The sequence below is a fragment of the Pseudomonas sp. NPDC098747 genome, assembly GCF_044760045.1.
Classification (GTDB): Bacteria; Pseudomonadota; Gammaproteobacteria; order Pseudomonadales; family Pseudomonadaceae; genus Aquipseudomonas.
Genome location: NZ_JBIWAL010000006.1, coordinates 164,899 through 189,739 on the forward strand (window position 1 = coordinate 164,899; position 24,841 = coordinate 189,739).

A 24,841-nucleotide genomic window follows, 5' to 3' on the forward strand; every position below is an offset into this window, starting at 1 on the left:
GCGACCAGACGCGAGTCGATGACCTTGGTGTAGTTGGCACCGCAGAAGGGACAGTGCATGGTGGCTGGCAACAAAAAAAGGGAGGGCCATGGTAGCGCATCCCGGTGGCAAGACAAGACATAGGGTTTGCGGTATACAGACGGGCATGATCGTTTGATCCATGGATTTCATTTTGCCGGAGCTGCCAATGCCTTTACGTCCGCTCGTTTTGCTCAGTCTTTTCAGCCTGCTGGTGGCTTGTAGCAGCGATGCACCCAAGCCTCAGCCGCCGACGCCAGGCCCGGCGCCGCAGCAGGCGCAGAAAAAAGCCAACCAGGCCGCCGCTCTCGGCCCGTTGCCAGCCTATCAACGCGAACTGAGCGGCACCCTGCAAGGCGTGCCGGCCGGTGCTGAAGTCGAACTGGCGCTGCTGGTGATCGATGCAAAGGATCGTCCGCAACAACTGCTCGCCAGCTCCAGCCTGATCGGCAACAACCAGATCCTGCCGTTCCACGTGCGCTTCAACCCCGAGGCCTTTCCGGCGGGGGCGCGGGTTGAGCTGCGTGGCCGCGCGAGTCAGTCCGGCCAGTTGATCCTGCATCTGCCGTCGCAGACCATCACCCAGCCAACCACACAGGCGTTGGGCCAGCTGCAATTCGTCAAAGCACCATGAATGCACCGCTCGACCTGCAACAGGCATTGGGTGAATTGCTCGGCGACGCCAGACTGAAAGCCTGCGCGTTGCCCGGCACCGATTTACAGCTCTGGCTGATCGATGTCGACAACATGGCGCGCGAATTCAGCCAGGCAGAAACCCAGCGGATCCTGCATGAGCCGCCGTACTGGAGCTTTTGCTGGGCCAGCGGTCTGGCGGTGGCGCGCTATCTGGCGGCGTTTCCCGAATGGGTGCGCGGCAAGCGCGTGCTGGATTTCGGCGCCGGCTCCGGGATTGCCGGGATCGCGGCGGTGAGGGCCGGCGCGCTGGAAGTGGTGGCCTGTGATCTCGACCCACTGGCGATTGCCGCCTGTCGGGCGAATGCCGAACTCAATGATGTGCAGATGAGTTATTCGACGGACTTCTTTGCCGAGGCGGATCGCTTTGATCTGATTCTGGTCGCGGACGTGCTGTACGACCGGGCGAATCTACCGTTGCTCGATGCGTTTCTCAGCCGTGGCCGCGAGGCATTGGTGGCGGATTCGCGGGTCAGGGATTTTCGCCATCCTTTGTATGAGCGCATTGAGATGCTTGAGGCGATGACCTTGCCGGATCTGGCGGAGCCGGAGGAGTTCAGGCACGTTAGCCTTTACCATGCGCGGCGCTAGCTAAAAGCATCGTCGGATCGCCGCCCGGAGCAAGCTCGCTCCCACCCTGGATTTATGCCGATCACAAAACCCCTGTGGGAGCGAGCTTGCTCGCGAAGGCGACCGCCCACACAACACACCTCTCAAAAACTGCCCCCGCTTCCGGCCACACCCCGCCAAGCCGTATAGTTGCCCCATCCACGCTTTTACGAGATCCCCCATGAGTCAACAAACGCCGTACATCTTCGACGCCACGACTGCCGATTTCGACCAGTCGGTGATCGAGGCTTCTTTCAACAAACCGGTGCTGGTGGATTTCTGGGCCGAATGGTGTGCGCCGTGCAAGGCGTTGATGCCGATGCTGCAAGGCATCGCCGAGAGCTATCAGGGTGAGCTGCTGCTGGCCAAGGTCAATTGCGACATCGAGCAAGACATCGTCGCCCGCTTCGGCATTCGCAGCCTGCCGACCGTGGTGCTGTTCAAGGACGGTCAGCCGGTCGACGGCTTTGCCGGTGCGCAACCTGAATCCGCCGTGCGCGCCCTGCTCGAACCGCATGTGCAGATGCCGCCGCCAGCCGCAGCCGATCCGTTCGAACAGGCTCAGGCGCTGTTCGATGACGGCCGCTACGCAGATGCCGAAGCGGCGCTGGTGGTGATGCTCAATGAAGACAACACCAACGCCAAGGCGCTGATTCTCTACGCGCGCTGCCTGACTGAACGCGGCGAGCTGGATGAAGCACAAACCGTGCTCGACGCAGTCAAGAGCGATGAGCACAAAGCCGCACTGGCCGGGGCCAAGGCGCAGATCAAATTCCTCGGCCTTGCCCGCGATCTGCCGGACGCCGCCGACCTGAAAGCACGTCTGGCGAAAGATCCGCAGGACGATGAAGCGGTGTATCAACTGGCGATCCAGCAACTGGCGCGTCAGCAATATGAAGCGGCGCTGGATGCCTTGCTCAAGTTGTTTATCCGCAATCGCAGCTATGGCGAGGGTTTGCCGCACAAGACGTTGTTGCAGGTGTTCGAGTTGCTGGGGAATGATCACCCGTTGGTGAATGTTTACCGGCGTAAGGTGTTTGCTGCGCTTTATTAAGATCAAAAGATCGTCCGAGACCCGGGCACGTTCGGACAATCTTTCATGGTCTACTCGATCCAGCTGTAGAGCGGCGTATCCCCGCCGCTCATCACCTTCACATCCGCACTGTGACGCAGCCGCACCAGCAGGCGCTTGCCTGACACCGCACTGCCGGTCAGCCCTTCGAGCTGTTCCAGCAGATCCGGCCCGCTGAGTTGCCCGGCCTTGCGCAACAGATCCTTGGCCACCTGCCACAACGCATCGTCCTGGTTCAGTGGTTTTGCCGCTGGTGTCGCCGCAACTCCTTCAGATTGAGCAATCGGCGCCTGCGCATTCAACACCAAACCGAGCCTCGCCCAATCACTGTCATCCAGTTCCACCGTCAAATCCACCGGCAAGTCGCCGACGGTTCCGCGTATCCGCAACATTGAGTTCGCTCCCGCACATTTCTGACCTGCATGCTCCCACGGGACTTGTGTAACGCCAAGCGCACAACATCACCGGCCTCTGGTTTTTATCGAGCAATCGTCTACATTGGTCTCTTTTCTATGGGAAGGATACCCATGTCTTCAGGACGAAAACTGGCCTCGAAGGGAGGCCCGACCTAAACGGGCGGCGTGATTCTTGAGGGGAACGAAAACCTCAATATCGAAGGAAAGATCATCGCTTCCATCGGACAATTGGCCAGTTGTCCGGTATGCGGTCCCGGCAAAGGCCCGATCGTGGCGGTGGGTGAAAGAACACTGATATTGCCTGCTGGCCCGGCTGCATTGGTAGATGACTATGTCGCCTGCGGATGCCCGCCCATGTCCAACAAGTTGTTGCCCCAACAACACAGTGGTTTTGCCGGAATAGGCCGCCCTGCCCCGATTGACATGGGCCCGCCAATTGCCGCGGTGACTTCGTATCGTTATCTACAAGTGATCATCGAACGCTTGGACGACACCGAAAAACCCGGACTGGCCTACAAACTCAAGGACAAGAAAAAGGTGGCTGTCTTGCAAGACAGCACCTGTAACGCCACAGGCGAGGGCTGCGAACACCCTGTAGAAAACCACGCGGATTACGACACCCTGTTGGTCGGGGAAGATTCCGACTGGACGTTTTACGCCTACGAAGAAACTCTGAATCTGGACCTGCCATGAAATCGGAAATCAAACTGGTCTTTAAAGACTTTCTGATGCAGCCACCGCAAGGCGTTAAATTTCAGTTGCTGGTGGATGGTCTGGTGATTGATGACAACATCATTCAGAACGATGACAAACCCCGAGTTTACTCACTCATCTCTGACAAGGGGCAAACCGGAATCACCCTCTCGGGTACAAAGAAATTGCCGTCAATAAAAACCAGCGGTAGTCACGAAGTCACCCTTCAGATCGTGGGTGCATCCGGGGCGACAAAGGCGATGCACACGGCCTCGCTGACAGAAGGTAAATCTCTGTCGATCGTTGCCGTCTCTCCATGGGTGAAAGTGCCCCTGTCCACCAGCGGTGCCGTTTCGAATGACACCTTTTACGAGGTGGAATACGGGGTCAAACGCAAAAACGAGACCCGCACCGTAAAAGTGGTCATCCAGGACATGCCGCGCCGAATACTGATGGAGGCGCTGTCACACCGAGGATCCACGCAATGGGCGGGCAACAAGAGCAAAAAGTCTTTGTCGCATCCAACGCTAAAGCAAAGTGTGGAATTCCCGGCAGACACGAACAAATGCAATCTGTTTGTATATGATGTCCTGACTTCGATCGGGGTCAACGTAGCCTTGATCGAACATGGAAAATCCAAATACCTGCCGTATTTTTCCAAGGTCAGTCCACCGCTGGCAGGTGAATGGGCTGACAGTTCACGACTTCTCAACAGTTGGAAAGTAGAGCGCTCCCCTCTGCCGGGCGACGTCGGTGCCTATGCTGTCAACTACTCGGATGCCAGCGGTCACGTCGGTTTTGTCCTGACTCAGGGCGTCTGCATTTCCGCAGGCTGGGACAAAGTCGAGGTCAATGATGCAGGCTTTCGTAATGCCTCGGGCAATGCGGTAGGCAGTGACCATGACTTCACCATTTTCCGGCGTTATAAACACAGCAAACCACAATGAACCGACTCTTCTGGATACTTCTTACAATCCCGCTTCTGCTGATCGTGGCTTGGCGCTTTTGGTCGCCTGCCGATTTTTCATCCTGTGCGAAAGATGCCAAGTCAACAGGGACGCTTACCGTATTCATTCGTGACTACTTTGAGCGCAACGCTCGTACCGACTGGCGGGAGATGGACGACCGCTTCGACGTGCTATCCACGCCAGAAGGCAAAAAAATTGCTGGCCAACCACAGGTGTATGTCTGCGAAGCGTTGCAGATACTGCGAAGCCCATCCTTCAGTCAGAGCGAAAAAATCTACACCACCGCCCTGATGTTCCAGTTGCCGATCAGTCAGTACATGGGCTTCATGGATTACAGCCATCAACTCTATGTAGAAGAAAGAATCGATAGGGAAGTGATGACACTGGTCGTACTTCCACGCGGAACGGCCATCAATTACTGGTGGCTGCCAGCATGGCGCCAGCGCTTCACTCGCGATGCACCGAACGTGCTCGACGCAGATCTGATCAACCATGTCCTATCGGGACACTATTGGTTCGAATATCCCGGCGCAGGCTTCTGACTCTAAGAATGTGCCCTCCAATCTACGCGCCGCCCCGGAACCCATCCCGGGCGGAGCTCAGTCATGTCTTGCGCAAAGCGGAACAGCCGGGCAAACTCTGCGCACTTTCGTTATAAGATTACATAACAAACTTTTCATTTTACTGTTCGGAGACCGCCATGCGTCGTCTGCTGCTCGCTTTGCCGTTTGCCCTGTTGCCGCTGGCCGTTGCCCATGCTGCCGATGAGCATGACCACGATCACGACCATGAACACGGTAGCCTCGGCGCGCATGAACATGGCGTTGGCCGTCTCAACGCCGCACTGGATGGCCAGACGTTGGAACTGGAACTGGAAAGCCCGGCGATGAATCTGGTGGGCTTCGAACACGCCGCCACCACCGATGCCGACAAGGCCAAGGTTGCCGCCGCCCGTGCGCAGCTCGAAAAGCCATTGGCCCTGTTCAACCTGCCAGCCGCAGCCGGTTGCAAAGTGGTCAGTCAGGAACTGGAAAGCCCGTTGTTCGGCGACAAGCCGGATGCCGACGATCACGACGACAATGCGGCGGGCAAGGAAGGTCACGAGCATCACCACGACCACAGCGAAATCCACGCGCACTATCAGTTCAACTGCGCGACCCCGGGCGCATTGAAGACGCTGGATCTGGCGACTATCTTCAACACCTTCCCGGCGACTCAGAAAATTCAGGTACAACTGATCAGCGCGAGCGGCCAGCAAGGTACGGAAGTGACGGCCAAGGCTGCGTCCCTGAAATTCTAAAAACACCGTAGTTCCCTGTGGGAGCGAGCTTGCTCGCGAAAGCGGTGGATCAGTCAGCTCAATATCGACTGACAGATTGCATTCGCGAGCAAGCTCGCTCCCACAGGGTTTCAGTGTCTATCCATGAAATTGGTGTCATGACCCAAGCACTCATCGAACTGTCCGACCTGGGCTTCAGTTGGCCCGGTCACCCACTGCTGCTGGACATCCCGGCGTTTCGTCTGGAAGCGGGTGAAACCCTGTTCCTCAAAGGCCCCAGCGGCAGCGGCAAGACCACCCTGCTCGGCTTGCTGGGCGGCGTGCAGAAACCCGATCGCGGCAGCATTCGCCTGCTCGGCCAGGAGCTGACCGAACTCTCCGCCGGTGCCCGCGACACTTTCCGCGTCGACCACACCGGCTACATCTTCCAGCAGTTCAACCTGCTGCCGTTTCTCTCGGTGCGCGAGAACGTTGAGCTGCCCTGCCACTTCTCGAAACTGCGCGCCGAACGGGCGAAACAGCGCCATGGCAGTGTCGATCAAGCGGCCGCCACCCTGCTCGCGCACTTGGGTCTGAAGGACGAAAGCATCCTCAGCCGCCGCGCCGATTCGCTGTCCATCGGTCAGCAACAACGGGTCGCCGCCGCCCGTGCGTTGATCGGTCAGCCAGAACTGGTGATCGCCGACGAACCGACCTCGGCGCTGGATTACGACGCCCGGGAAAATTTCATTCGCCTGTTGTTCGCCGAATGTCGCGAGGCCGGTTCAAGCCTGCTGTTCGTCAGCCATGACCAGAGTCTGGCGCCGCTGTTCGACCGTCATCTGTCCCTGGCCGAACTCAATCGCGCCGCCACGTCTGCCGAGGTCTGAGATGTATCTGTTTCGTCTGGCCATGGCCAGCCTGGCCAACCGCCGCTTCACCGCGTTGCTCACTGCATTCGCCATCGCCCTGTCGGTCTGCCTGCTGCTCGCCGTCGAGCGTGTACGCACCGAAGCCAAAGCCAGTTTCGCCAGCACCATCAGCGGCACCGACCTGATTGTCGGCGCCCGTTCCGGCTCGGTGAATCTGCTGCTGTACTCGGTGTTTCGCATCGGCAACGCCACCAACAACATCCGCTGGGACAGCTTCGAGCACTTCGCCAACAACCCGAAAGTGAAGTGGGCAATCCCGATGTCCCTCGGTGACTCTCATCGCGGCTACCGGGTGATGGGCACCACCGAGGCCTATTTCGAGCATTACCAATACGGCCGCCAGCAGCATTTGGCACTGGCCGACGGTCGCGCCTTTGCCACTGATCCATTTGAAGTGGTGCTCGGCGCCGAAGTGGCCGACGCGTTGCATTACAAGCTCGGCGACAAGCTGGTGCTGGCCCATGGCGTAGCGGTGATCAGCCTGGTCAAGCACGATGACAAACCGTTCACCGTGGTCGGTATTCTCAAGCGCACCGGTACGCCGGTGGATCGCACGCTGCACATCAGCCTCGGCGGCATGGAAGCAATTCACGTTGACTGGCACAACGGCGTGCCGGCTCGCGGCAACGGGCGGATCAGCGCGGATCAGGCGCGCAACATGGACCTTACACCGCAAGCGATCACCGCGTTCATGCTGGGCCTCAACAGCAAGATTTCCACCTTTGCCGTGCAACGCGAGATCAATGAATTCCGTGGCGAACCGATGCTGGCGATCCTGCCCGGCGTGGCATTGCAGGAATTGTGGAGTCTGATGAGCACCGCTGAAAAAGCTCTGTTCGTGGTTTCGCTGTTTGTGGTGCTGACCGGGTTGATCGGCATGCTCACGGCGATTCTCACCAGCCTCAACGAGCGGCGCCGCGAGATGGCGATCCTGCGTTCGGTGGGCGCGCGGCCGTGGCACATCGCGAGTCTGCTGGTGCTGGAAGCCTTTGCCCTGGCGTTGACCGGAGTGATCGCCGGGCTGGCGTTGTTGTACATCGGCATTGCTGCTGCGCAGGGTTACGTGCAGGCCAATTACGGTTTGTTCCTGCCGCTGGCGTGGCCGAGCGAGTATGAATGGACGCTGCTCGGTGGCATTCTGGCGGCCGCGCTGCTGATGGGCAGCGTGCCGGCCTGGCGCGCCTATCGCCAATCTTTGGCCGATGGCCTGTCGATCCGTTTATGAGGATGTTCACCATGCCCCGCGCACTGCTCGCGCTGTTATTGCTGGTCGCCCTGCCCGTGTGGGCGGCCCCGCCGAAAGACCTGACCTGGTCGGAAATGATCCCGCCGGACGCCGCGCCGGAAGTGCCGAACATGACGCCTCTGCACGACATGTCGAAGATAAGCGATGCGCTGTCCGCCGAATCGGCGCCAGCCGCGAAACAGGACCTGCCGAATGCGCCTGTTGTGCAGAGCCTCGACGGTCAGAACATTCGTTTGCCGGGCTATATCGTGCCGCTGGAAGTCAATGAAGAGGGGCGCACTACGGACTTTTTGCTGGTGCCGTATTTCGGTGCCTGCATTCACGTGCCTCCCCCACCGTCGAACCAGATCGTGCATGTGAAAAGCGAACTCGGGGTGAAGCTCGACGAGCTGTATCAGCCTTACTGGATCGAGGGGCCGATGCAGGTCAAGGCGTCCAGCAGCGAACTGGCGGATGCCGGGTATCAGATGGAGGCGGACAAGATTTATGTGTATGAGCTGCCGGAGTGAATCCAGCAGTTGTGTTGTTTATCAGGGCCTCATCGCTGGCAAGCCAGCTCCCACAGGTTTCGTTGGTGACACAATATTTGTGAACGACTCGATCACTGTGGGAGCTGGCTTGCCAGCGATGGGGCCGGTAAAGATTCCATAAAAACCCAACCCTTCACTGTTTCATTGAGCTGAGTCAAAAGACCGTATCAGTTGGCTTCATACAATAGGACATCAGAAAATTTTAACGTCCTTTTGGAGCCCCCATGAACAAGTCCTTGCTCAGCGCCTCGCTGGTTGCCCTCGCGCTCGCAGCCCCGCTCGCCCACGCCCACGAGGCCGGCGACATCCTGATCCGTGCCGGTGCAATCACCGTCAACCCGAAGGCCGACAGCTCCAGCGTCAAGGTCGATCAGGGTCCGTTGAGCGGCGCCAATCTGGGCGGCAAGGCGACCATGAGCAGCGACACTCAACTGGGTCTTAACTTCGCTTACATGCTCACCAACCACGTTGGTATCGAGTTGCTTGCAGCCACGCCGTTCGAACATGACGTGAAGCTCAAAGGCACTGCCCTGCCAGCGGCCAACGGCAAACTCGGCACGCTGAAACACCTGCCACCAACCCTCAGCGTCGTCTACTACCCGCTGGATTCGAAGTCGGCTTTCCAGCCGTATGTCGGCGGCGGCATCAACTACACCTGGATCTACGACGAACACGTCGGCAGCGAAGCCAGCGCCAACGGCTTCAGCAACTTCAAGGCGAAAAACTCCTGGGGTCTGGCGTGGCAGGTCGGTGCGGATTACATGATCACCGACAACATCATGCTCAACGCCCAAGTGCGTTACATCGACATCGACACCCGCGCCACCGTCGAGAACAACGCTGTCGCACCGGGCACTCGTGCACGGGTGAACGTGGATGTTGATCCGTTCATCTACATGGTGGGGTTGGGCTATAAGTTCTAAGCCGGGTTTTACCGAACGTTCACGTGGTGGTGAATGAGGCTTGGTGGTGAGCAGCTTGAACTGACGGCGACTGCTGCTTGGTCGATCGGGGATGAATTCCCTCGCCACAGGGATTGAGACAAATTCCGGCCGTGAAAAAGGCGCCTGTTGAAGGGCGCCTTTTTCATGTCTGGGAGATTTGTGGCGTTAGATAAATCCAGCACCCTCACCAGCCCTCTCCCTCAGGGAGAGGGGGAAAGGGAGCAGATCTTCATGCTGCTCAAGACCTGAGTTCGACTCGGACTTTCACGTCGGCGTAGCTCGAACATCCACCTCGGTCAGTCCCCTCTCCCTCTGGGAGAGGGTTAAGGTGAGGGGCTTTTCAGGAGCGCCCCAACAACCGGGCCAGACCAACACTCATCGGTGTTTGCGGTGGCAGCTTGAATCGCTCCAGCAACCGCCGATTGTTCGCTCGCGAATGGCGGATGTCGCCGGAACGGGCCGGGCCGTAGCTGACCGGTGGCAACTCACCGACGACCTTTTGCAGCGCTTCAAGCATTTGCTTGAGGCTCATTGCCTGATTCCAGCCGACGTTCACCGCGCCAATTTCGACAACAGGCTTTTCGATTGCCTGTACCAGAATGTCGACCAGATCCTCGACATAAAGGAAGTCACGCGTTTGCTCGCCATCGCCGAACACGGTGATCGGCAAGCCGTTCTGCGCGCGTTCGCTGAAGATGCTAATGACCCCCGAATACGGCGAGGACGGATCCTGGCGTGGGCCGAAGATGTTGAAGAAGCGGAAAATCGCCGGTTCAAGACCATGCTGGCGGCGGTAGAAATCGAAGTAATGCTCGCCGGCCAGTTTGTCCGAAGCGTAGGGCGTCAGCGGGGCTTTTGGTGTGTCTTCATCAATCGACTCGCCCTCGCCGTTGTTGCCGTACACCGCTGCGCTGGAGGCGTACATCACACGCTTGACCCCGGCCAGGCGCATGGCTTCGCAGACATTCAAGGTGCCGATGAAATTGCTCTGGTGCGTCTTCACCGGGTCATCCACCGAAGCCTGCACCGAGGCCACCGCCGCCAGGTGAGCGACTGCGCTGCAACCCTGCATCGCTTGGGCAACCAGCGCCGCATCGGCGACATCACCGACGATCAGTTCTACCCGAGGATTATCCAGCGGCAGATTGCTGCGTTTGCCGGTCGACAGGTCGTCCAGAATCCGTACCGAATGGCCCTTGGCGAGCAAGGCGTCAGTGAGGTGCGAGCCAATGAACCCGGCGCCGCCGGTGATTAAAACAGTGCCTTCAGCCATGGCGATAGAACCTATCCAGTAAGCCCGGGAGCGCGGCACGCCAGGCGCGCGGCTTGATCCCGAAGGTGTGCAGAATTTTCTTGCAGGCGAGTACCGCATGTTGCGGCTCCTCGGCAGCATCCGGCCGTGCGGCGTGAGCCTGGGCGGTCGGTGCTTCGATGGCCAGCGCGTGGAGGCTGCGCGCCTCGGTCAGAATCGCCTGACCCAGCGCCAGCGGAGTGGTCGCCTCATGCCCGGCGTAGTGATAAGTGCCCCAGAGCGGCGCCGCGCAATCGAGTTGCTTGAGCACCGAAATGATCACCCGTGCAGCATCGTCGACCGGGGTCGGATTGCCTCGGCGATCATCGGCCAAGAGCAATTCTTCCGGCAGTTCGGCGCGGGCGAGGAAACGCCCGAGGGTGCCTTGGGCGCTGTCATCGAGCAGCCAGCCGAAACGCAGCAACACATGCTGCGGGCAAGTTGCGCGTACGCTTTGCTCGATTCGCCACAACGCCTGACCGCGCAGGCCCAGCGGCACCGGTTCGTCTTTTTCGCTGTACGCGGTGGCACGCGAGCCGTCGAACACCCGATAACTGGACGGTTGCACAAGGACAATGTTGTGATGCTGGCACAATTCGGCCAGACGCTCGATGGCGCGTTCCTGCCCGGCCATGCGGCTTTCGCTGACCGTTTCGGCCTGGAACCAGTCGAAATAGTAGGCGAGGTTGATCAACGCATCCGGACGAGTGTCGTCGAGCAGTTGCGTCAGGCTCGCGGCATCCCAGCCGTCTTCTGGCGGGCGAGGGGCGAGGAAACCGATGTCTTCTTCCGCACCGAGGCGAATCAGCGCTTGCCCAAGGGCATTTCCGCCGCCCAGTAACATAAGGCGCATTCGCATAGAGTCAGCAGGCCCAGTCTGATTGGAACGATGGCTTTGGCGACGATGCTAGCGGCACCGTCGTCGATAATTGCCGGAATCGTTGCATTTTGCGGGTTTAGTGCGCAACCGTCACCCGTAAAGTGTAGATCGCCGGGATTTGTACCAAAGCAACTGGCCCTATCGCTGGCAAGCCAGCTCCCACAGGTTTTGCGGTGTACCTAAATCCTGCGGGGGAGCTCAGAGTTTGCATTGAGGTAACAAGGTGTTGGCGTTGTACAAAAACCTGTGGGAGCGGGCTTGCCCGCGAAGGGGCCAGTACTTCCAAAACATAAATACGTTATTGAGTCGGCGATTGTTGCGGCAACACAACCAACGGCTGCTCCGGCGCTGGATCATCCGCTTGCGGGCGCGGCGGCAACAAAACCTGCTGTGGATAAGTTTGCGCAAAATGCACCGACGAGCAGTTATCCACAAGCTTCTTCAAGCGCTGGTTGAACGCCCTGCTCACCACATATTGCCCGCCGGACACCGTGCGAAATTGCGCCGTGAGCACCACACCGTTGAGATCCATCTTGTCCACGCCAAACACATCCAGCGGCCCTTGCAGGTTGTACTTGAGGAACGGGTCTTCGCGGAGTGAATCCCCGGTCTCGCGAATCAACTCGATGGCCTTGTCCACATCCGTCTCATAGGTGAACTGCACCGAGAAAAAAGCGAAAGCAAACTGCCGCGATTGATTGGTCACAGCCTTGATCTGCCCGAACGGCACCGAGTGCACGAAGCCCTTGCCGTCGCGCAGGCGCAACGTGCGGATGGTCAGGCCTTCAACCGTGCCGGCATGCCCGGAGTCGAGCACCACCCAATCGCCAATCGACAGGGTGTCTTCGATGATGATGAACAACCCGGTGATAACGTCCTGCACCAATTGCTGCGAGCCAAAACCAATGGCCAGACCGACCACCCCGGCACCGGCCAGCAGCGGTGCCACGTTGATCCCCAGATTGGCCATGGTGGTAATCGCGCAGATCACCACCAGGATGATTTTGATCGCATTGCGCAGCAGCGGCAGGATGGTTTTTACCCGGGTGCTGGGCTGGCGCGCACCGCGTTTGCTGACCGGCGGTTTCAACGCTTCCTGAATTGCCGTGTCGAGCACCACCCACAGCAGCCACGTCACCAGGAAGATCAGGCCAATGCTGCTCAAGGCATTGCTGATCGCCCGGCCGACCGTGCTGCTCTGAGCGAAATCGAGCAGCGACACGCCCCAGATCCGCCCGAGGATATCGATGAAGGCAATGGCGATGACGATGCGTAGCAACGCATGCAAAAGGCTTAGGAAACGCTCTTTGTAGGCACTGCTGCGCTGGATCGCCTCAGCCTTTCGCGACTTGAACAGGTGCTGCAGGATGGTGCTCAAAAACACCGTGCCGATCAGCAGAACCGTCGTGAACAACGCACAGCGCAGGGCCTTTTGATTGTCTTCGCCGATGCCGATCAGATTGACCGCCGACACCAGCACCATCAGCACGATCGGCCAGTACCACAGCCCGGAAAAAATCCGCAGCGACTCCTGCAATGAGGGCTGTTTCAGACGCTGGCTCAGCGAACGATTGCGGATCAGGTGCGCCACCGGGCGGCGTAGACGAATCACCAATAAACCGAAGATGATCGACGCAATCAACCCGGTGAACACCGCAACACTGCTGGTGATATTGCCGCCCAGTTGCCGGGCGATTTGCGGGCTGGTCAAGGCATCGCTAAGCGCAGCGAGGAAGCCGATCAGAAAAAGCGGTCGCGGGCAGTAGTCGCGGATGATCCTTGCGGCCGCGCGTTTGTGGCCGACATTGAACATCACCACCACGCACAACAGCATTGACGTGGAAAAGATGCCGCTGCTGGTCGCATAAGCAAAACACAGCGCCAGCGCACGCCCTGCCGACGCTTGCAGGAAATGGCTGACGTACAGGGTTAACGGCAGGCAGATAAGCGCCGGCAGCGTGAACGGCAACACGTAGCCGAGCAGATCCTGGCAGCGCTGGCGCGTGCGAAACCAGCGACCTTCGCGCAGGCGTTTGGCCAACAGGCTGCCAAGCACGGTCAACAGGGCGAATATACCGAGCCACACCCCGGACAACATCAGAAAGTCCCCGGCGACACTCCAGCCGGAGCGGTTCGACGGTTGATTGACCAGTTTGTCGACCTCATCCGCCGCACGGTCGGCACGCAGGCGCCAGGCGTCGACCAAGTGGTCGTTGAGGTCGAGTTTGTCTTGTACGTCGTCGATGCTCGTACTGATCGCACCGAGCAGGCCGCCCTGGACAATCGGCTCAGGTTTGGCCGGCTCCTCAGTGGCGGCAGGCAACCCCGGCAACGCAGCGGCTTCGAGCTCGTTGGCACCGAGAAACAGCAATGCTCCCAGCAGTATGGCGATCCTGAACTTGATCAAAACTCCGATCTCCCGTTGGCTGAACGTGTAAGGAACTGATTGGTAATTACGCGGCAAGTTCAAGACCCCCTCACCCTAACCCTCTCGCGAGGGAGAGGGAACTGACCGCGCTGAAGGTTGGAGGTACACCGACTTGCAAGCCCACAGTCAAACTCAGGTATTGAAAACCATAAAGATCAGCTCCCTGCAGTTTATTGAAATGCACCGTCCGTAATGCCGTCGAAACTTTCCCGAACTGCCAGCAGTCATCAGCAGACAGAGGCTGTACGAGGACTTTCGACGAGAGGGCGGCATGACAACGATTCACATCGGTCTCGAAGACGTGACCACCACGCCAGGCGAATCGGCTGGCGAAGGGGCGCAGGCATGAGCATTTCAGAACCGGTCGGCTTCACTGACGAAGGCTCGGTCGTCGAATCGTCAGTACGCCGTTTCACAGTGCTGACGGTCAACACCCACAAGGGTTTCACCGCGCTCAACCGGCGTTTCATACTGCCGGAGTTGCGTGAAGCGGTGCGCAGTGTGGCTGCCGATGTAGTGTTCTTGCAGGAAGTCCACGGCACCCACGAGCACCATCCCAAGCGCTACACCAATTGGCCGACGATGCCGCAGTACGAATTCCTCGCCGACAGCCTCTGGCCGCAATTCGCCTACGGACGCAACGCGGTGTACCCGGAGGGCGATCACGGCAACGCGCTGCTGTCGAAATTCCAGATTACCCGCCACGACAACCTCGACGTTTCAATCAGTGGTCACGAGAACCGTGGCCTGCTGCACTGCGTACTGCGCCTGCCCGGTGACGGCGGCGAGGTGCACGCGATTTGCGTACATCTGGGCCTGCGCGAAAGCCATCGCAACGCACAACTTGGCTTGCTGATGCAACGCCTCGCCGAACTGCCGGACGACGCTCCAGTGATTATTGCCGGTGACTTTAACGACTGGCGCCAGCGTGCTGATTCCTTGCTCAAACCCTGCGGTCTGCGTGAAGTGTTCGCCGAGCATCACGGCAAACCGGCGCGCAGTTTTCCGGCGCGTCTGCCGACGCTGCGGCTGGACCGCATCTATGTGCGCAACCTCAAGGCCAGTCAGCCGAAAGTGCTGGCAAACCGGCCCTGGTCGCACCTTTCCGACCACGTACCGTTATCGGTGGAGATCGAGCTATGAGCAGCGCACCGCTGGAGAAATCCGCTGTGGAACCGATGACTACCAACCCGCCGATACGCCAGCCGGGCCACGTCGATGTCGAATACAAGTGGCAGGGCAGCAACCGTGTCGAGTTGCTGGAAAACGGCGAGGAATATTTCCCTCGGGTGTTCGCTGCGATGCGCGCGGCGAAGAGTGAAATCCTCCTGGAAACCTTCATCGTCTTCGAAGACAAGGTTGGCGCTGAATTACAGGAGATTCTGATCGATGCCGCCCGCCGTGGCGTACGCACCACGGTCAGCCTCGACGGCTTCGGTTGCGGCGAGTTAAGCACCGAGTATCTCAATGCGCTCAGCGATGCCGGCGTGCATCTGCAAATATTCGATCCCGCCCCAAAACGCCTGGGTTTTCGCACCAACTGGTTTCGCCGGATGCACCGCAAGATCGTCGTGGTCGACGGCTTGGTCGCGTTTATCGGCGGGATCAATTTTTCTGGCGATCACTTGGCCGATTTCGGCCCGGAAGCCAAGCAGGATTACTCGGTGGAAGTTCAGGGTCCGGCGGTGGCCGACATCCATCATTTCGCCCTGCTGCAAAGCGGTCGTCCCGGCCGGGCGAGATTTTGGTGGCAACGCCGTCGCCAGCGCCGCGCAGAAATGGCCTCCACCGATCACGACGGCCAGGTGCGCCTGGTGTTTCGCGATAACGACCAGCACAGCACCGATATCGAAGACATTTATTTACAGGTGCTGCGCCGCGCCAAACACCGCGTGGTCATCGCCAACGCCTACTTTTTCCCCGGCTATCGCTTGCTGCGCGAGATGCGCAATGCAGCGCGGCGCGGGGTTGATGTCAGGCTGATCCTTCAGGGCCAACCGGACATGATGGTGGCCAAACTCGCGGCGCGGATGACCTACGACTATCTGCTCAAGGCCGGCGTGCAGATCCACGAATATTGCGAGCGCCCGCTGCACGGCAAAGTCGCCTTGGTGGACGAAGAATGGAGCACCGTCGGTTCGAGCAATCTCGACCCGCTGAGCCTGTCGCTGAACCTGGAAGCCAACGTGTTGATCCGCGATCGCGCGTTCAACCAGCATTTGTTCGACCGCCTTGAAGACCTCAGCCAGAACCACTGCAAAGCCATGGATGCCGCCAAGTCACCGCGCGGACGTATCTGGCACATGACCGTGGGTTTTCTGGTGTTTCACTTTTTGCGGCATTTCCCGGCAATGGCCGGCTGGTTACCAGCACACAAACCCAGGCTCAAGCCATTTCGAGGTGACCACTCATGAGCCATTCCGAAGCGCCAACCGCCAGCCATGAGGCGCCAGCGGCCCACTCGCGCTGGAGCAAATGGAAACGTCCGCTGACTCTATTGTTTTTTCTCGCACTAATCGCGTTGTTGACCATGTTCGCCATGCGGATCGAATGGACCGAGGTGCTGCAAACCCTTGCCGACTTCAAGGTTCGCACGCTGATCATCGCCGCCAGCATCACTCTGGTGAGTTTTCTGACATATGCCAGTTTCGACTTGATCGGCCGCACCTATATTCGCCAGGACCTGACCTGGAAACAGATTTTGCCGGTGGGCATCATCAGCTACGCGTTCAACCTCAACCTCAGCGCGTGGGTCGGCGGGATCGCCATGCGTTATCGCCTGTATTCGCGACTCGGCGTGAGCAAAAGCAACATCGCCAAGATTCTAGGCCTGAGCCTGGCGACCAATTGGTTTGGCTACATGACCATCGCCGGTGTGGTATTCAGCAGCGGGCTGGTGAGCATGCCGCCGGGCTGGAAAATCAGCACCTTAGCGTTGCAAGGTATTGGCGTGCTGTTGCTGCTGATCAGCGCCGCATATCTTTCGGCGTGTCAGTTTTCCAAGCGTCGCGAGTGGTCGATTCGTGGTGTGGAAATCAACTTGCCGTCGCTGCGCATGGCCGTGCTGCAACTGCTGCTCGGCGCACTGAATTGGTCGCTGATGGCGGCGGTGATCTTCACACTGCTGCCGAGCAAACTGGATTATCCGTTAGTGCTTGGCGTGCTGTTGATCAGTGCGATTGCCGGGGTCATTACACACATTCCGGCGGGGCTTGGGGTGCTGGAAGCGGTGTTCGTGGCACTGCTCCAACATGAGGCATCGCGGGGCAGTCTGGTGGCGGGGTTGCTGGCGTATCGAGCGATATATTTTCTGTTGCCGCTGCTGATTACGCTGGTGATGTATCTGGTTGTGGAGGCGAAGGCCAAGTCGTTGCGGATCAAGAAGAAACCGTCCTGATTTTGTGCTGCAGCGCTGGCCTCTTCGCGAGCAAGCTCGCTCCCACAGGGGATCGAATTTTAACTGTGGGAGCGAGCTTGCTCGCGAAGACGGTCGAGAGAGCACCGCAATTTATGCAGACTGGATAATGCTCAACCGTTCACCCACAACCATCTCGGTAATCCAGTCCACCAGAATCGACGTATACGCCTGCTGCGAAACCGGCTCAGTCAACGCATGATCCGCCCCATCAATGATCCGGTGCGTCAGCGAATGTGTCTGCTGACACGCGGCGCGGTAACTCATGATCGTCGCGTGCGGCACGTAGTCGTCGGTTTCCGATTCGACCAGCAACACATCACCGGTGAATTGCGAACACGCGTGCAGTGCGCGGTTGTTGTCGGCGCCTACCAGTGCGCCGCGATAATCGCGAAGGTCAGCCTTGTTCAGATCACGTTTTGGCGTGTGCCATTGCTCATCGCGATACAGCGCCGGCACCCGCAGCGCCAGCCAGCGCACCGGGCGTAATGAGGTGAGGATCGCTGCGAGATAGCCGCCGTAACTGGTGCCGACCACGGCAATGGCCGAGGTGTCGAGTGCAGGGTGTGAGAGCAAGCGGTCGTAAGCCGCCAACAGGTCGCGCAGATTGTCTTCGCGGGTCACCCGACTCAGCGCAATTCCGCTGCCGCCAGTGTGCCCGCGCAGGTCGAACGTCAAACACACGCAGCCGAGGCCGGCAATCCCTTTGGCCCGTTCAAGGTCCCGCGCCTGGCTACCGCCCCAACCGTGGACAAACAACACCCCCGGCACCTTCGATTTAGGACTGAGAAACGTCCCGCTCATCTGTTCATCATCAATGTCGATTTGAATGCTTTCGCTTCTAGCCGTCATAAGATTTGACCGTTACGTATTTGAGGAGAAATTCGCTGTTCTCAGCCGGGCCGCGATACACCTCGATGGCGTCCGCCGGCAGCGGCTGATCGATGTAGGTTTCCACTGAAGATACGCGGATTGCACGCATCCCGGGGTCATTGACGAAACTTTGCAGCGCCGCCACTTCCGCGCTGCTGGCGCCGCCCATGCGCCAGGATTGTTCGAGTACGCCGCTGCGGGTTTTGCCGTTGCTGTCCAACCCTTGGGCGATGTCGTAGTTGCGGCGCGAGGCGTAGAAACGCGGGTAGGCTTCGTCGGCGGCGCTGTCGAATACTTGTGCCTGCTCGATGGCCAAACGCACATCATCAGGCAATTCCAGCGCCAGCAAATCTTCATAACCACCCTGCACCACCAGCAGATGCGAGCCGCCGTAGACGTCTTCGCCATGAGCATCTCTGGTCAAGTATTGATCACCGCAGTAACTCAGCACTCTATCGCCGATGAATGACTGGCCGACGCTGTGGGTGATAACTTCGCTCAAGTCCTGCTCCAGCACTACGCCCTCGCTGAACAGCTCGTGCGCTTCAGGTCGGGCAAGAATTTCGTCGAAGGCGTCGAGGCTTTTGATGACTTCCTGACCGCGACCGGCGCAGGCGTGAATCGGCTTCAAGCGGATCGGCCCGCTGTACAGCAAATGCTCGGCGGCAGGCCGCGCATCTTCGAAGGCGAACACACTGAGACCGTCAAGCACCACGCTGCGCACGCGTTCGGAGAACAGCGGCGACCAGCCTTGCGGCGCATGAGCAAGATGACTGCGCAGGCCATGACTGATGGCTTTGGTGCAGATGAAGTCGTGTTCGACGAATCCGCCCCACAAATCCTCAGGGCCTTTTATCCCCAGAGCTTGAGCGTTGGTGGCGCCGACGATGGTTTGCGTCGGCAACAGGTAAAGAGCACTGCCACGATGTTTCGCGTGGTCATAAGTGCCGCCGAACTTGAACCCGAGAATCTGCGCCAGCCATCGGGCCAGCGCCTTGTTGGTCTGCACTTCATGCTGCGGCGCATCGGCGCGAACGGAGTGGGCAACCACGGTTTTCTTGCGGGGTGTCGGGGTCATGCGTCCCCCTTCAGGCATTGCAGTGGATGTAGACGGGATAGGTGCAGAGATCAGGCCAACGGTAAAAGTATGAAAACTTTAGAAGAATCAGTCATTTGCTAAAACCATGATGGCACCGCGATCGTTTCAATCTGCACGACGGCCCGCAAATTCCCGGCAAATTGCACGATCCCCCAGATCCCGGAAATTCCATGTGGGAGCGAGCTTGCTCGCGAAGGGGGATTGTCAGCCAACAATGATATCGACTGACTCAGCGCTTTCGCGAGCAAGCTCGCTCCCACAGGTAATGCGGTATTACGGATTAACGACTTAAACCAAACCGCCCCCGATACTCACTCGGCGCCAGCCCGGTGATCTTCTTGAAAATCGCCCGAAACGCGCCCGGATCCTGATAGCCCACCGTCCACGCAATGTTGTCGATCGTGCCGTTGGTGAACTCGAGCATTTCCCGCGCCTTGCCCACCCGCAGATGCTGGCAATACTCGGTTGGCTTCAACCCGGTCGCCGCTCGAAACCGACGCAGAAACGTGCGCTCCTCCAGCCCTGCCCGCTCGGCCATTGCGGTCAGCGAAACATCCGTCGCGCCGGTGCCTTGCAGCCAGTGCTGCACTTTGAGAATCGCCGCATCGCCATGACTGAGAATAGGGGCAAAATTACTCCCGCACTCGCTGGCACTGTCGCTGTGTTCCATCACTAGAAACCGCGCGGTGCCGGTGGCGATACTCGGCCCGAGCAAACGATCGACCAGGCGCAAACCCAGCTCCGACCAGGCCATCAAACCGGCCGTGGTGATCAAGTCACCGTCATCGACAATCGGCGTATCCGCCTTGAGTTTGATCTTCGGATAACGCTCGGCGAATGCCTTGGCCGAGGTCCAGTGAGTGGTGGCGCTGCGACCATCAAGCAGACCGCTTTCGGCCAGCATCAGTGAGCCCACACAAACGCCGCCAAGCGTCGCACCACGGGCGTGTTGCTCTCGCAGCCATGGCGCTAGACCCGCTGGCATTTGCGCCGCAGAGAATCCAGCGATCGAAGGCGGAATCAGCACCGCAAGCAAATGGCTTTCGGTGCAGGGAAGACTGTCGTAAACCCGCGCCGGCGGCTGATCACTTTCGGCCTGCCAATGACTGACGCGCAACCGCGGCAATTGCGCAGCCTGATGCTCGCCAGCGATCCGATTGGCCACCGCGAACAGATCAGTCAAACCATGCACCGCCGCCATCTGCGCGCCGGGATAAATCAGCACGCCCAATTCAGCCACGGCGGCCCTTTCTGCGCCCATTGTCAGTTTTCCCCTGTCTATTGTCGGTGCGGCCAATCCTCGAATCACCGGCCAGCGCCAATACTGAGGCCACTTCCAACCCATACTTCAAGGACACAACCATGGCCAAGCAAGCGCTCATCGTAGTCGATATCCAGAACGACTACTTCCCCCAAGGCAAGTGGCCGCTGGTCGGTGCGGATGCCGCTGCCGACAACGCTGTACAGCTGATCGCAGCGTTCCGTGACGCGGGTGATTCGGTGATCCATATCCGCCACGAATTCACTTCATCCGAGGCACCGTTTTTCACGCCAGGTTCCGACGGCGCGAAGCTGCATCCGAAAGTAATCAACCGCGACGACGAACCGGTGGTGCTCAAGCATTTCGTCAACTCGTTCCGCGAAACCGAACTGCAATCGATCCTCGATGAACTAGGCATCAAGGAACTGGTGGTGGTCGGCAGCATGAGCCACATGTGCGTTGACGGCATCACCCGTGCGGCGGCGGATATGGGTTACAGCGTCACAGTGATCCACGATGCCTGCGCCAGCCGTGATCTGGAGTTCAATGGCCTGACCATACCAGCGGCGCACGTCCACGCTGCATTCATGTCGGCGCTGGGGTTTGCTTACGCCAATGTGGTGTCCACCGACGAATTCATCGCAGCCAACCGCTAACCCGCTACCGCGAAATACTTTGTAAACACCAGGGCCCGCCTCGCAGCGGGCCTTTTTACGCCTGTCATAAAAATCTCACGCGTGAGCCATTGATGGCATTTTGAATTGGCTGTAGTGTGGCTCACGCGTGAGATATTCATAACGGAATCATTGCCATGAAAAGCCGCTCCCCCACCGTTACAACAGAGAGCCCAAAGGGAGAGCGCTCGAAACCGTCCGCGAAAAAGCCGTCGAGTTTCTATATGAAGCAGATGCGCGCGGGCCTGGCTGCCGCCGGTTATGTGAAACACGAAACTTGGGTGCTTCCCGAAAACCGAAGCTTGCTCAAGCAGATGGAGCAACAGCTACGCCAACCGATTCTGGCTGGCTCAATCATGTCGGAGATTTACATGAGCGCAGGCAACAACTGGAACATAGATAGCCTCTTCAACGCCCTCAAGGCCCTGGACGAGGTGGCTTCGCAAGAGATCACGCTGTCTCTGATCCAGAGCTCCGAAGCCAGCATCAAGCTGGAAATGAACGAATTCGGCGGCCTGCCGATTCACATCGCCTTGGCCGGTCAGCAGATCATCGTCGACACCGTGCTGGTGGACATCGATTCGATCACTGATGTCCATGCCTTCAACGATGCCGTGTTGCGCAGCCGGGAAATGTTCCCGCTGTCGTCGATCGGTATCGAGTCGATGCCTAACGGCCAGACCGTTTACAACATGTTTGGCGCGCTGAGCGCCGACTCGAGCCTGACCAACGTTGTCACCGAGGTGAAAACCCTGGTCGACAACGTGCAGCGCGCAAGTGAAGCCTTCGAACACTTCTTCAAGTAATCATCAGGAATATCCAATGACTCAGTCCATCTGGAGCAAGTTGTTCACTGCACTGCGCGGCGGCGCCAATGAAGTCGGCGAAAGCATCGTCGACCAACAGGCCCTGCGCATCCTCGACCAGGAAATTCGCGACGCCGACACCGCGCTGTCGAACGCCCGTCGTGAACTGGTCACCATCATGGCCAAGCACAAACTGGCTGCCGACCGCGTGAGCGAGTACGACGCCAAGATCAAGGATCTGGAAGCCAAGGCTGTTTCGGCCCTGAACGCCGGTCGTGAAGACCTGGCGCTGGAAGTGGCCGAAGCGATTTCGACCCTGACCAACGACCTTGATGTCGAGAAAAAGCAAAGCGACGAGTTCGGCACCTACGCCGCCAACATGCGCAAAGACATCAACAAGGCCGAATCGCGGATCAAAAGCCTGCGCCAGCAAGTGGACATGGCCAAGGCGCGTGACAGCGTGCAGAAAGCCCAGGTCAGCGCGTCCATCGCCAGCGGCGGTGCCAACGGCAAACTGGAAACCGCAGTCGGTACCCTGAATCGTCTACAAGCCAAACAACAGCAGCGTGCGGCCGAACTGAGCGCTGCGGACGAATTGGCTGACGCTGCGACCGGCAACGATCTGGACCGCAAACTGCGCGACGCAGGCATCACGCCGAACGAAGGCAGCGCCAATGCGATCCTTGAGCGCCTGAAGCAGAAGTCGGCTCAGTAAAACGCAAATCCATGTGGGAGCGAGCTTGCTCGCGAAAGCGGTGTATCAGTCAACAATAATGTTGAATGTGCGACCGTCATCGCGAGCAAGCTCGCTCCCACAGTTTTTTGCTTTGCCTGAGCACTATTTTTGCCTGCTCGTTCACCACGCAGCCCGGTACACTAGCGACGTTTTTTTGCCAACGAACACCTCCACCCGCTTCAAGGAACGTACCCATGGGATGGTTTAAAGATTTGCTGGGCACCAGCAACTGGCAGACCGCTGCGCCAACGTCCACCGTTGCCAGTGGCCCACTCGGCATGGCGCAGGGCAAGGGTGTCAGGTTCGATTCGACCCTTTCGTTGCTGCTCGACGGTTCGACTTCGGTGCGTGTGCCCTTCGATCAAGCGGTCTGGAGCGCAGGCTGGGTTGATCTCGGTCAGTCCAACAAACTGCACCGCTATTACATGAATGACGAGGATTTTTGGGTGCAGATCCACGTCACGGGCGATGACCAGATCGAATCGGTCACGCTGTTCAACTACCTCACTTACGTGACCGTCAACAGCGACGCCGAACTGCAGCGCCTGGCCGGCCCCAACAGTCTGATCGGTTTGCCGACCTACACCCACGACGGTGTCGAATACACCCGCGAGTGGGGCACCGAACAAGCTCAGACCGAACTGGTGCCGATGACCGAGCAGGTGGTCAATCCGGACGAGAGCTACACCATCAACCACCATTCGATGCTCTACGCGCGCGAGACCGGTCTGACCGATCGCCGCGAACTGCTGCTGTTCTCCGTCGAACAGGACGAAGAAGGCACCGTCAGCCTGAGCACCTCGCTGGGCATCTCGTTGTACACGACTGACCTGAGCGCCATTTAAATAAGGAAGTTTTTTATGCTTGAAGTGCTGGCCGTTTCCCTGAACAAGACCGCGTTGACCGGTTTCATCGTCTACCTGATCGGCGCTGTGCTGCTGTTCATGCTGTTTCAATTCGTCTACACGCGCATCACCCCGCACAAAGAATTCGAGCTGATTCGCTCCGGCAACACGGCTGCTGCCGTCGCGCTGGCCGGTGCAATCATCGGTTTCGCCATTCCTGCCAGTAACGTGATCGCCTTTTCGGTCAACGTTGTCGACTTCGTCGTTTGGGCGGTGATCGCCGCAGTGGTGCAACTGCTGGCATTCCTTGGCACCACCCTGGTGCTCAAAGGTACTTCGCAGCGCATCGCCAACGGTGAAATCGCTGCCGGCATCTACGTCGCTGCCGTGGCGATCAGCGTCGGCATGCTCAACGCTGCGTGCATGACACCGTCCAACTGATCGGCAGGAAGCCTTAGATGAAACGAAGTAAATACGTTCAGTTGTCCCTCGCAGCGTCGGTGGCCATGGCCATCTCCGGCGAAGCGACGGCCGTCGATCAGCCACGCAACTTCCAGAGCGTGGAACAGTGCGTCGATGCCGAAGTCGCCGCCGATGCCTGCTCGAATGCCTACGTTGCAGCCCTGAACGAGCACCGGCGCATCGCTCCGGCGTACGACGACAAAACCAAGTGTGATGCGGATTTCGCCGCCGACTGGTGTCAGAAAAATTCCGATGGTCGTTTCGTGCCGAAACTCGGCGGTTTCAAAGTGCCGCAGCCCGGTGAAGCTCCGCAAAATCTCGATGCCATCGCCGACGCGCAGATGCCGGCGGGTGACACGACATCCAGCAACGCGACCCAGAGCACTTCGCACTACTCCGGTGGCGGGGGTGGCGGCAATGGCATGTTGACCGGATGGCTGATCGGCAATGCGATGAGCAACAACTCCAACCGCACGGTTTACCGCGACCGCGATACGCGCCAGACCTACAACACCTCGACGCAGTACCGCAAAATCGAATCGGCGCCGCGCAGCCAACCGGACTACGAAAGCACCAAAAGCAAACCGGTGAACGTTGCCTCCTCGACTTCCCGTGGCGGCTTCGGCAGCCAGTCCAGCGCGCGCAGCGGTTGGGGTGGCTGGGGTAGCAGTTCCGGTCGTTCGAGCAGCTGA

General features: G+C 59.0%; 27 protein-coding genes and 1 pseudogene. 21 read left to right on the top strand and 7 right to left on the bottom strand.

Going from position 1 to position 24,841, the window contains the following annotated elements:
- Positions 1 to 187 precede the first annotated feature (187 nt).
- The 3 genes from ACIQVE_RS06025 (at position 188) to trxA (ending at position 2,374) form a co-directional block, all read left to right on the top strand.
- Positions 188 to 652 carry a YbaY family lipoprotein gene (locus ACIQVE_RS06025; RefSeq protein ID WP_402805542.1) on the top strand — a complete coding sequence of 155 codons (465 nt, stop codon included), beginning with the start codon at positions 188 to 190 and terminating at the stop codon, positions 650 to 652.
- Positions 649 to 1,302 carry a class I SAM-dependent methyltransferase gene (locus ACIQVE_RS06030; protein ID WP_402805545.1) on the top strand — a complete coding sequence of 218 codons (654 nt, stop codon included), beginning with the start codon at positions 649 to 651 and terminating at the stop codon, positions 1,300 to 1,302. Before ACIQVE_RS06025 ends, ACIQVE_RS06030 begins: the two co-directional genes overlap by 4 nt.
- Positions 1,303 to 1,501: 199 nt before the next feature.
- The gene (gene trxA, locus ACIQVE_RS06035; RefSeq protein ID WP_402805548.1) at positions 1,502 to 2,374 is read left to right on the top strand and encodes a thioredoxin; all 873 of its coding nucleotides are present in this window, start codon (positions 1,502 to 1,504) and stop codon (positions 2,372 to 2,374) included.
- A gap of 50 nt (positions 2,375 to 2,424) precedes the next feature.
- On the opposite strand, the gene ACIQVE_RS06040 is transcribed toward trxA, so the two are convergent.
- Positions 2,425 to 2,784 (bottom strand): hypothetical protein, encoded by a 360-nt coding sequence (locus ACIQVE_RS06040; RefSeq protein ID WP_402805550.1) that lies wholly within the window; start codon positions 2,782 to 2,784, stop codon positions 2,425 to 2,427.
- A gap of 189 nt (positions 2,785 to 2,973) precedes the next feature.
- On the opposite strand from ACIQVE_RS06040, the pseudogene ACIQVE_RS06045 reads away from it, so the two are divergent.
- The 9 genes and pseudogenes from ACIQVE_RS06045 to ACIQVE_RS06085 all read left to right on the top strand — a co-directional run.
- A pseudogene (locus ACIQVE_RS06045) lies at positions 2,974 to 3,147 on the top strand (PAAR domain-containing protein); the annotation flags it as partial.
- A gap of 15 nt (positions 3,148 to 3,162) precedes the next feature.
- Positions 3,163 to 3,501 (top strand): hypothetical protein, encoded by a 339-nt coding sequence (locus tag ACIQVE_RS06050; protein ID WP_402805640.1) that lies wholly within the window; start codon positions 3,163 to 3,165, stop codon positions 3,499 to 3,501.
- Complete coding sequence (locus ACIQVE_RS06055) at positions 3,498 to 4,448, top strand: CHAP domain-containing protein (RefSeq protein WP_402805553.1); 951 nt, start codon at positions 3,498 to 3,500, stop codon at positions 4,446 to 4,448. The genes ACIQVE_RS06050 and ACIQVE_RS06055 overlap by 4 nt, the downstream gene beginning before the upstream one ends.
- The gene (locus ACIQVE_RS06060; RefSeq protein ID WP_402805555.1) at positions 4,445 to 5,011 is read left to right on the top strand and encodes a hypothetical protein; all 567 of its coding nucleotides are present in this window, start codon (positions 4,445 to 4,447) and stop codon (positions 5,009 to 5,011) included. Before ACIQVE_RS06055 ends, ACIQVE_RS06060 begins: the two co-directional genes overlap by 4 nt.
- Before the next feature lie 158 nt (positions 5,012 to 5,169).
- Positions 5,170 to 5,769, top strand: coding sequence for a DUF2796 domain-containing protein (locus tag ACIQVE_RS06065; protein ID WP_402805556.1), 600 nt, complete (start codon positions 5,170 to 5,172; stop codon positions 5,767 to 5,769).
- Positions 5,770 to 5,906: 137 nt separating this feature from the next.
- A complete protein-coding gene (locus tag ACIQVE_RS06070; protein WP_042561307.1) occupies positions 5,907 to 6,617 on the top strand; it encodes an ABC transporter ATP-binding protein in 711 nt (236 codons plus the stop codon).
- 1 nt (position 6,618) lies between these two features.
- A complete protein-coding gene (locus ACIQVE_RS06075) occupies positions 6,619 to 7,884 on the top strand; it encodes an ABC transporter permease (protein ID WP_402805560.1) in 1,266 nt (421 codons plus the stop codon).
- Positions 7,885 to 7,895: 11 nt separating this feature from the next.
- Positions 7,896 to 8,414, top strand: a complete 519-nt coding sequence (locus ACIQVE_RS06080; RefSeq protein WP_402805563.1) for a DUF3299 domain-containing protein — start codon at positions 7,896 to 7,898, stop codon at positions 8,412 to 8,414.
- A gap of 245 nt (positions 8,415 to 8,659) precedes the next feature.
- A complete protein-coding gene (locus ACIQVE_RS06085) occupies positions 8,660 to 9,358 on the top strand; it encodes an OmpW family protein (protein ID WP_042561309.1) in 699 nt (232 codons plus the stop codon).
- Positions 9,359 to 9,719: 361 nt separating this feature from the next.
- Here the strand turns inward: ACIQVE_RS06085 and ACIQVE_RS06090 are convergent, their stop codons facing one another.
- From ACIQVE_RS06090 to ACIQVE_RS06100, 3 genes are all read right to left on the bottom strand, one after another.
- Positions 9,720 to 10,652 (bottom strand): NAD-dependent epimerase/dehydratase family protein, encoded by a 933-nt coding sequence (locus ACIQVE_RS06090; RefSeq protein ID WP_402805567.1) that lies wholly within the window; start codon positions 10,650 to 10,652, stop codon positions 9,720 to 9,722.
- Positions 10,645 to 11,529 carry a sugar nucleotide-binding protein gene (locus tag ACIQVE_RS06095; protein WP_402805570.1) on the bottom strand — a complete coding sequence of 295 codons (885 nt, stop codon included), beginning with the start codon at positions 11,527 to 11,529 and terminating at the stop codon, positions 10,645 to 10,647. Before ACIQVE_RS06095 ends, ACIQVE_RS06090 begins: the two co-directional genes overlap by 8 nt.
- Before the next feature lie 319 nt (positions 11,530 to 11,848).
- A complete protein-coding gene (locus ACIQVE_RS06100) occupies positions 11,849 to 13,957 on the bottom strand; it encodes a mechanosensitive ion channel domain-containing protein (protein WP_402805571.1) in 2,109 nt (702 codons plus the stop codon).
- Between the two features lie 366 nt (positions 13,958 to 14,323).
- Here ACIQVE_RS06100 and ACIQVE_RS06105 point away from each other — a divergent pair, with 366 nt between their 5' ends.
- From ACIQVE_RS06105 to ACIQVE_RS06115, 3 genes are read left to right on the top strand one after another with little or no spacing between them, the layout of a single operon-like run.
- Positions 14,324 to 15,121, top strand: a complete 798-nt coding sequence (locus tag ACIQVE_RS06105) for an endonuclease/exonuclease/phosphatase family protein (RefSeq protein ID WP_402805573.1) — start codon at positions 14,324 to 14,326, stop codon at positions 15,119 to 15,121.
- Positions 15,118 to 16,392, top strand: a complete 1,275-nt coding sequence (gene clsB / locus ACIQVE_RS06110; protein ID WP_402805576.1) for a cardiolipin synthase ClsB — start codon at positions 15,118 to 15,120, stop codon at positions 16,390 to 16,392. The genes ACIQVE_RS06105 and clsB overlap by 4 nt, the downstream gene beginning before the upstream one ends.
- Entirely contained in the window at positions 16,389 to 17,375 is a 987-nt protein-coding gene (locus tag ACIQVE_RS06115) for a lysylphosphatidylglycerol synthase domain-containing protein (protein WP_402805578.1), read from the top strand. Before clsB ends, ACIQVE_RS06115 begins: the two co-directional genes overlap by 4 nt.
- Before the next feature lie 111 nt (positions 17,376 to 17,486).
- Here ACIQVE_RS06115 and ACIQVE_RS06120 read toward each other — a convergent pair whose 3' ends face one another.
- The 3 genes from ACIQVE_RS06120 to ACIQVE_RS06130 all read right to left on the bottom strand — a co-directional run bounded on the left by ACIQVE_RS06120 (position 17,487) and on the right by ACIQVE_RS06130 (position 20,626).
- Positions 17,487 to 18,245: an alpha/beta hydrolase family protein gene (locus tag ACIQVE_RS06120; RefSeq protein WP_402805581.1), complete on the bottom strand. Its 759-nt coding sequence runs from the start codon at positions 18,243 to 18,245 to the stop codon at positions 17,487 to 17,489.
- Entirely contained in the window at positions 18,235 to 19,344 is a 1,110-nt protein-coding gene (locus ACIQVE_RS06125; protein ID WP_402805584.1) for a DUF3182 family protein, read from the bottom strand. The genes ACIQVE_RS06120 and ACIQVE_RS06125 overlap by 11 nt, the downstream gene beginning before the upstream one ends.
- Positions 19,345 to 19,645: 301 nt before the next feature.
- Positions 19,646 to 20,626 carry a GlxA family transcriptional regulator gene (locus tag ACIQVE_RS06130; protein WP_402805587.1) on the bottom strand — a complete coding sequence of 327 codons (981 nt, stop codon included), beginning with the start codon at positions 20,624 to 20,626 and terminating at the stop codon, positions 19,646 to 19,648.
- Positions 20,627 to 20,727: 101 nt separating this feature from the next.
- On the opposite strand from ACIQVE_RS06130, the gene ACIQVE_RS06135 reads away from it, so the two are divergent.
- From ACIQVE_RS06135 to ACIQVE_RS06160, 6 genes are all read left to right on the top strand, one after another.
- Complete coding sequence (locus tag ACIQVE_RS06135; RefSeq protein ID WP_402805590.1) at positions 20,728 to 21,282, top strand: cysteine hydrolase family protein; 555 nt, start codon at positions 20,728 to 20,730, stop codon at positions 21,280 to 21,282.
- 155 nt (positions 21,283 to 21,437) lie between these two features.
- Positions 21,438 to 22,106: a YjfI family protein gene (locus ACIQVE_RS06140; protein ID WP_402805592.1), complete on the top strand. Its 669-nt coding sequence runs from the start codon at positions 21,438 to 21,440 to the stop codon at positions 22,104 to 22,106.
- 16 nt (positions 22,107 to 22,122) lie between these two features.
- Positions 22,123 to 22,821 carry a PspA/IM30 family protein gene (locus tag ACIQVE_RS06145; protein ID WP_402805594.1) on the top strand — a complete coding sequence of 233 codons (699 nt, stop codon included), beginning with the start codon at positions 22,123 to 22,125 and terminating at the stop codon, positions 22,819 to 22,821.
- Between the two features lie 215 nt (positions 22,822 to 23,036).
- Positions 23,037 to 23,687: a DUF2491 family protein gene (locus ACIQVE_RS06150; protein WP_402805597.1), complete on the top strand. Its 651-nt coding sequence runs from the start codon at positions 23,037 to 23,039 to the stop codon at positions 23,685 to 23,687.
- Positions 23,688 to 23,702: 15 nt separating this feature from the next.
- Complete coding sequence (locus ACIQVE_RS06155) at positions 23,703 to 24,128, top strand: DUF350 domain-containing protein (RefSeq protein WP_402805599.1); 426 nt, start codon at positions 23,703 to 23,705, stop codon at positions 24,126 to 24,128.
- A 17-nt stretch (positions 24,129 to 24,145) separates the two neighbouring features.
- The gene (locus ACIQVE_RS06160; RefSeq protein WP_402805602.1) at positions 24,146 to 24,841 is read left to right on the top strand and encodes a DUF1190 domain-containing protein; all 696 of its coding nucleotides are present in this window, start codon (positions 24,146 to 24,148) and stop codon (positions 24,839 to 24,841) included.

What these genes read in the sequence shown, in the direction of transcription:
- ACIQVE_RS06025 (WP_402805542.1), top strand. Translation starts at nt 188, where the DNA reads ATGCCTTTACGTCCGCTCGTTTTGCTCAGTCTTTTCAGCCTGCTGGTG.
- ACIQVE_RS06030 (WP_402805545.1), top strand. Translation starts at nt 649, where the DNA reads ATGAATGCACCGCTCGACCTGCAACAGGCATTGGGTGAATTGCTCGGC.
- trxA (WP_402805548.1), top strand. Translation starts at nt 1,502, where the DNA reads ATGAGTCAACAAACGCCGTACATCTTCGACGCCACGACTGCCGATTTC.
- ACIQVE_RS06040 (WP_402805550.1), bottom strand. Translation starts at nt 2,784, where the DNA reads ATGTTGCGGATACGCGGAACCGTCGGCGACTTGCCGGTGGATTTGACG.
- ACIQVE_RS06050 (WP_402805640.1), top strand. Translation starts at nt 3,163, where the DNA reads ATGTCCAACAAGTTGTTGCCCCAACAACACAGTGGTTTTGCCGGAATA.
- ACIQVE_RS06055 (WP_402805553.1), top strand. Translation starts at nt 3,498, where the DNA reads ATGAAATCGGAAATCAAACTGGTCTTTAAAGACTTTCTGATGCAGCCA.
- ACIQVE_RS06060 (WP_402805555.1), top strand. Translation starts at nt 4,445, where the DNA reads ATGAACCGACTCTTCTGGATACTTCTTACAATCCCGCTTCTGCTGATC.
- ACIQVE_RS06065 (WP_402805556.1), top strand. Translation starts at nt 5,170, where the DNA reads ATGCGTCGTCTGCTGCTCGCTTTGCCGTTTGCCCTGTTGCCGCTGGCC.
- ACIQVE_RS06070 (WP_042561307.1), top strand. Translation starts at nt 5,907, where the DNA reads ATGACCCAAGCACTCATCGAACTGTCCGACCTGGGCTTCAGTTGGCCC.
- ACIQVE_RS06075 (WP_402805560.1), top strand. Translation starts at nt 6,619, where the DNA reads ATGTATCTGTTTCGTCTGGCCATGGCCAGCCTGGCCAACCGCCGCTTC.
- ACIQVE_RS06080 (WP_402805563.1), top strand. Translation starts at nt 7,896, where the DNA reads ATGCCCCGCGCACTGCTCGCGCTGTTATTGCTGGTCGCCCTGCCCGTG.
- ACIQVE_RS06085 (WP_042561309.1), top strand. Translation starts at nt 8,660, where the DNA reads ATGAACAAGTCCTTGCTCAGCGCCTCGCTGGTTGCCCTCGCGCTCGCA.
- ACIQVE_RS06090 (WP_402805567.1), bottom strand. Translation starts at nt 10,652, where the DNA reads ATGGCTGAAGGCACTGTTTTAATCACCGGCGGCGCCGGGTTCATTGGC.
- ACIQVE_RS06095 (WP_402805570.1), bottom strand. Translation starts at nt 11,529, where the DNA reads ATGCGAATGCGCCTTATGTTACTGGGCGGCGGAAATGCCCTTGGGCAA.
- ACIQVE_RS06105 (WP_402805573.1), top strand. Translation starts at nt 14,324, where the DNA reads ATGAGCATTTCAGAACCGGTCGGCTTCACTGACGAAGGCTCGGTCGTC.
- clsB (WP_402805576.1), top strand. Translation starts at nt 15,118, where the DNA reads ATGAGCAGCGCACCGCTGGAGAAATCCGCTGTGGAACCGATGACTACC.
- ACIQVE_RS06115 (WP_402805578.1), top strand. Translation starts at nt 16,389, where the DNA reads ATGAGCCATTCCGAAGCGCCAACCGCCAGCCATGAGGCGCCAGCGGCC.
- ACIQVE_RS06120 (WP_402805581.1), bottom strand. Translation starts at nt 18,245, where the DNA reads ATGACGGCTAGAAGCGAAAGCATTCAAATCGACATTGATGATGAACAG.
- ACIQVE_RS06125 (WP_402805584.1), bottom strand. Translation starts at nt 19,344, where the DNA reads ATGACCCCGACACCCCGCAAGAAAACCGTGGTTGCCCACTCCGTTCGC.
- ACIQVE_RS06130 (WP_402805587.1), bottom strand. Translation starts at nt 20,626, where the DNA reads ATGGGCGCAGAAAGGGCCGCCGTGGCTGAATTGGGCGTGCTGATTTAT.
- ACIQVE_RS06135 (WP_402805590.1), top strand. Translation starts at nt 20,728, where the DNA reads ATGGCCAAGCAAGCGCTCATCGTAGTCGATATCCAGAACGACTACTTC.
- ACIQVE_RS06140 (WP_402805592.1), top strand. Translation starts at nt 21,438, where the DNA reads ATGAAAAGCCGCTCCCCCACCGTTACAACAGAGAGCCCAAAGGGAGAG.
- ACIQVE_RS06145 (WP_402805594.1), top strand. Translation starts at nt 22,123, where the DNA reads ATGACTCAGTCCATCTGGAGCAAGTTGTTCACTGCACTGCGCGGCGGC.
- ACIQVE_RS06150 (WP_402805597.1), top strand. Translation starts at nt 23,037, where the DNA reads ATGGGATGGTTTAAAGATTTGCTGGGCACCAGCAACTGGCAGACCGCT.
- ACIQVE_RS06155 (WP_402805599.1), top strand. Translation starts at nt 23,703, where the DNA reads ATGCTTGAAGTGCTGGCCGTTTCCCTGAACAAGACCGCGTTGACCGGT.
- ACIQVE_RS06160 (WP_402805602.1), top strand. Translation starts at nt 24,146, where the DNA reads ATGAAACGAAGTAAATACGTTCAGTTGTCCCTCGCAGCGTCGGTGGCC.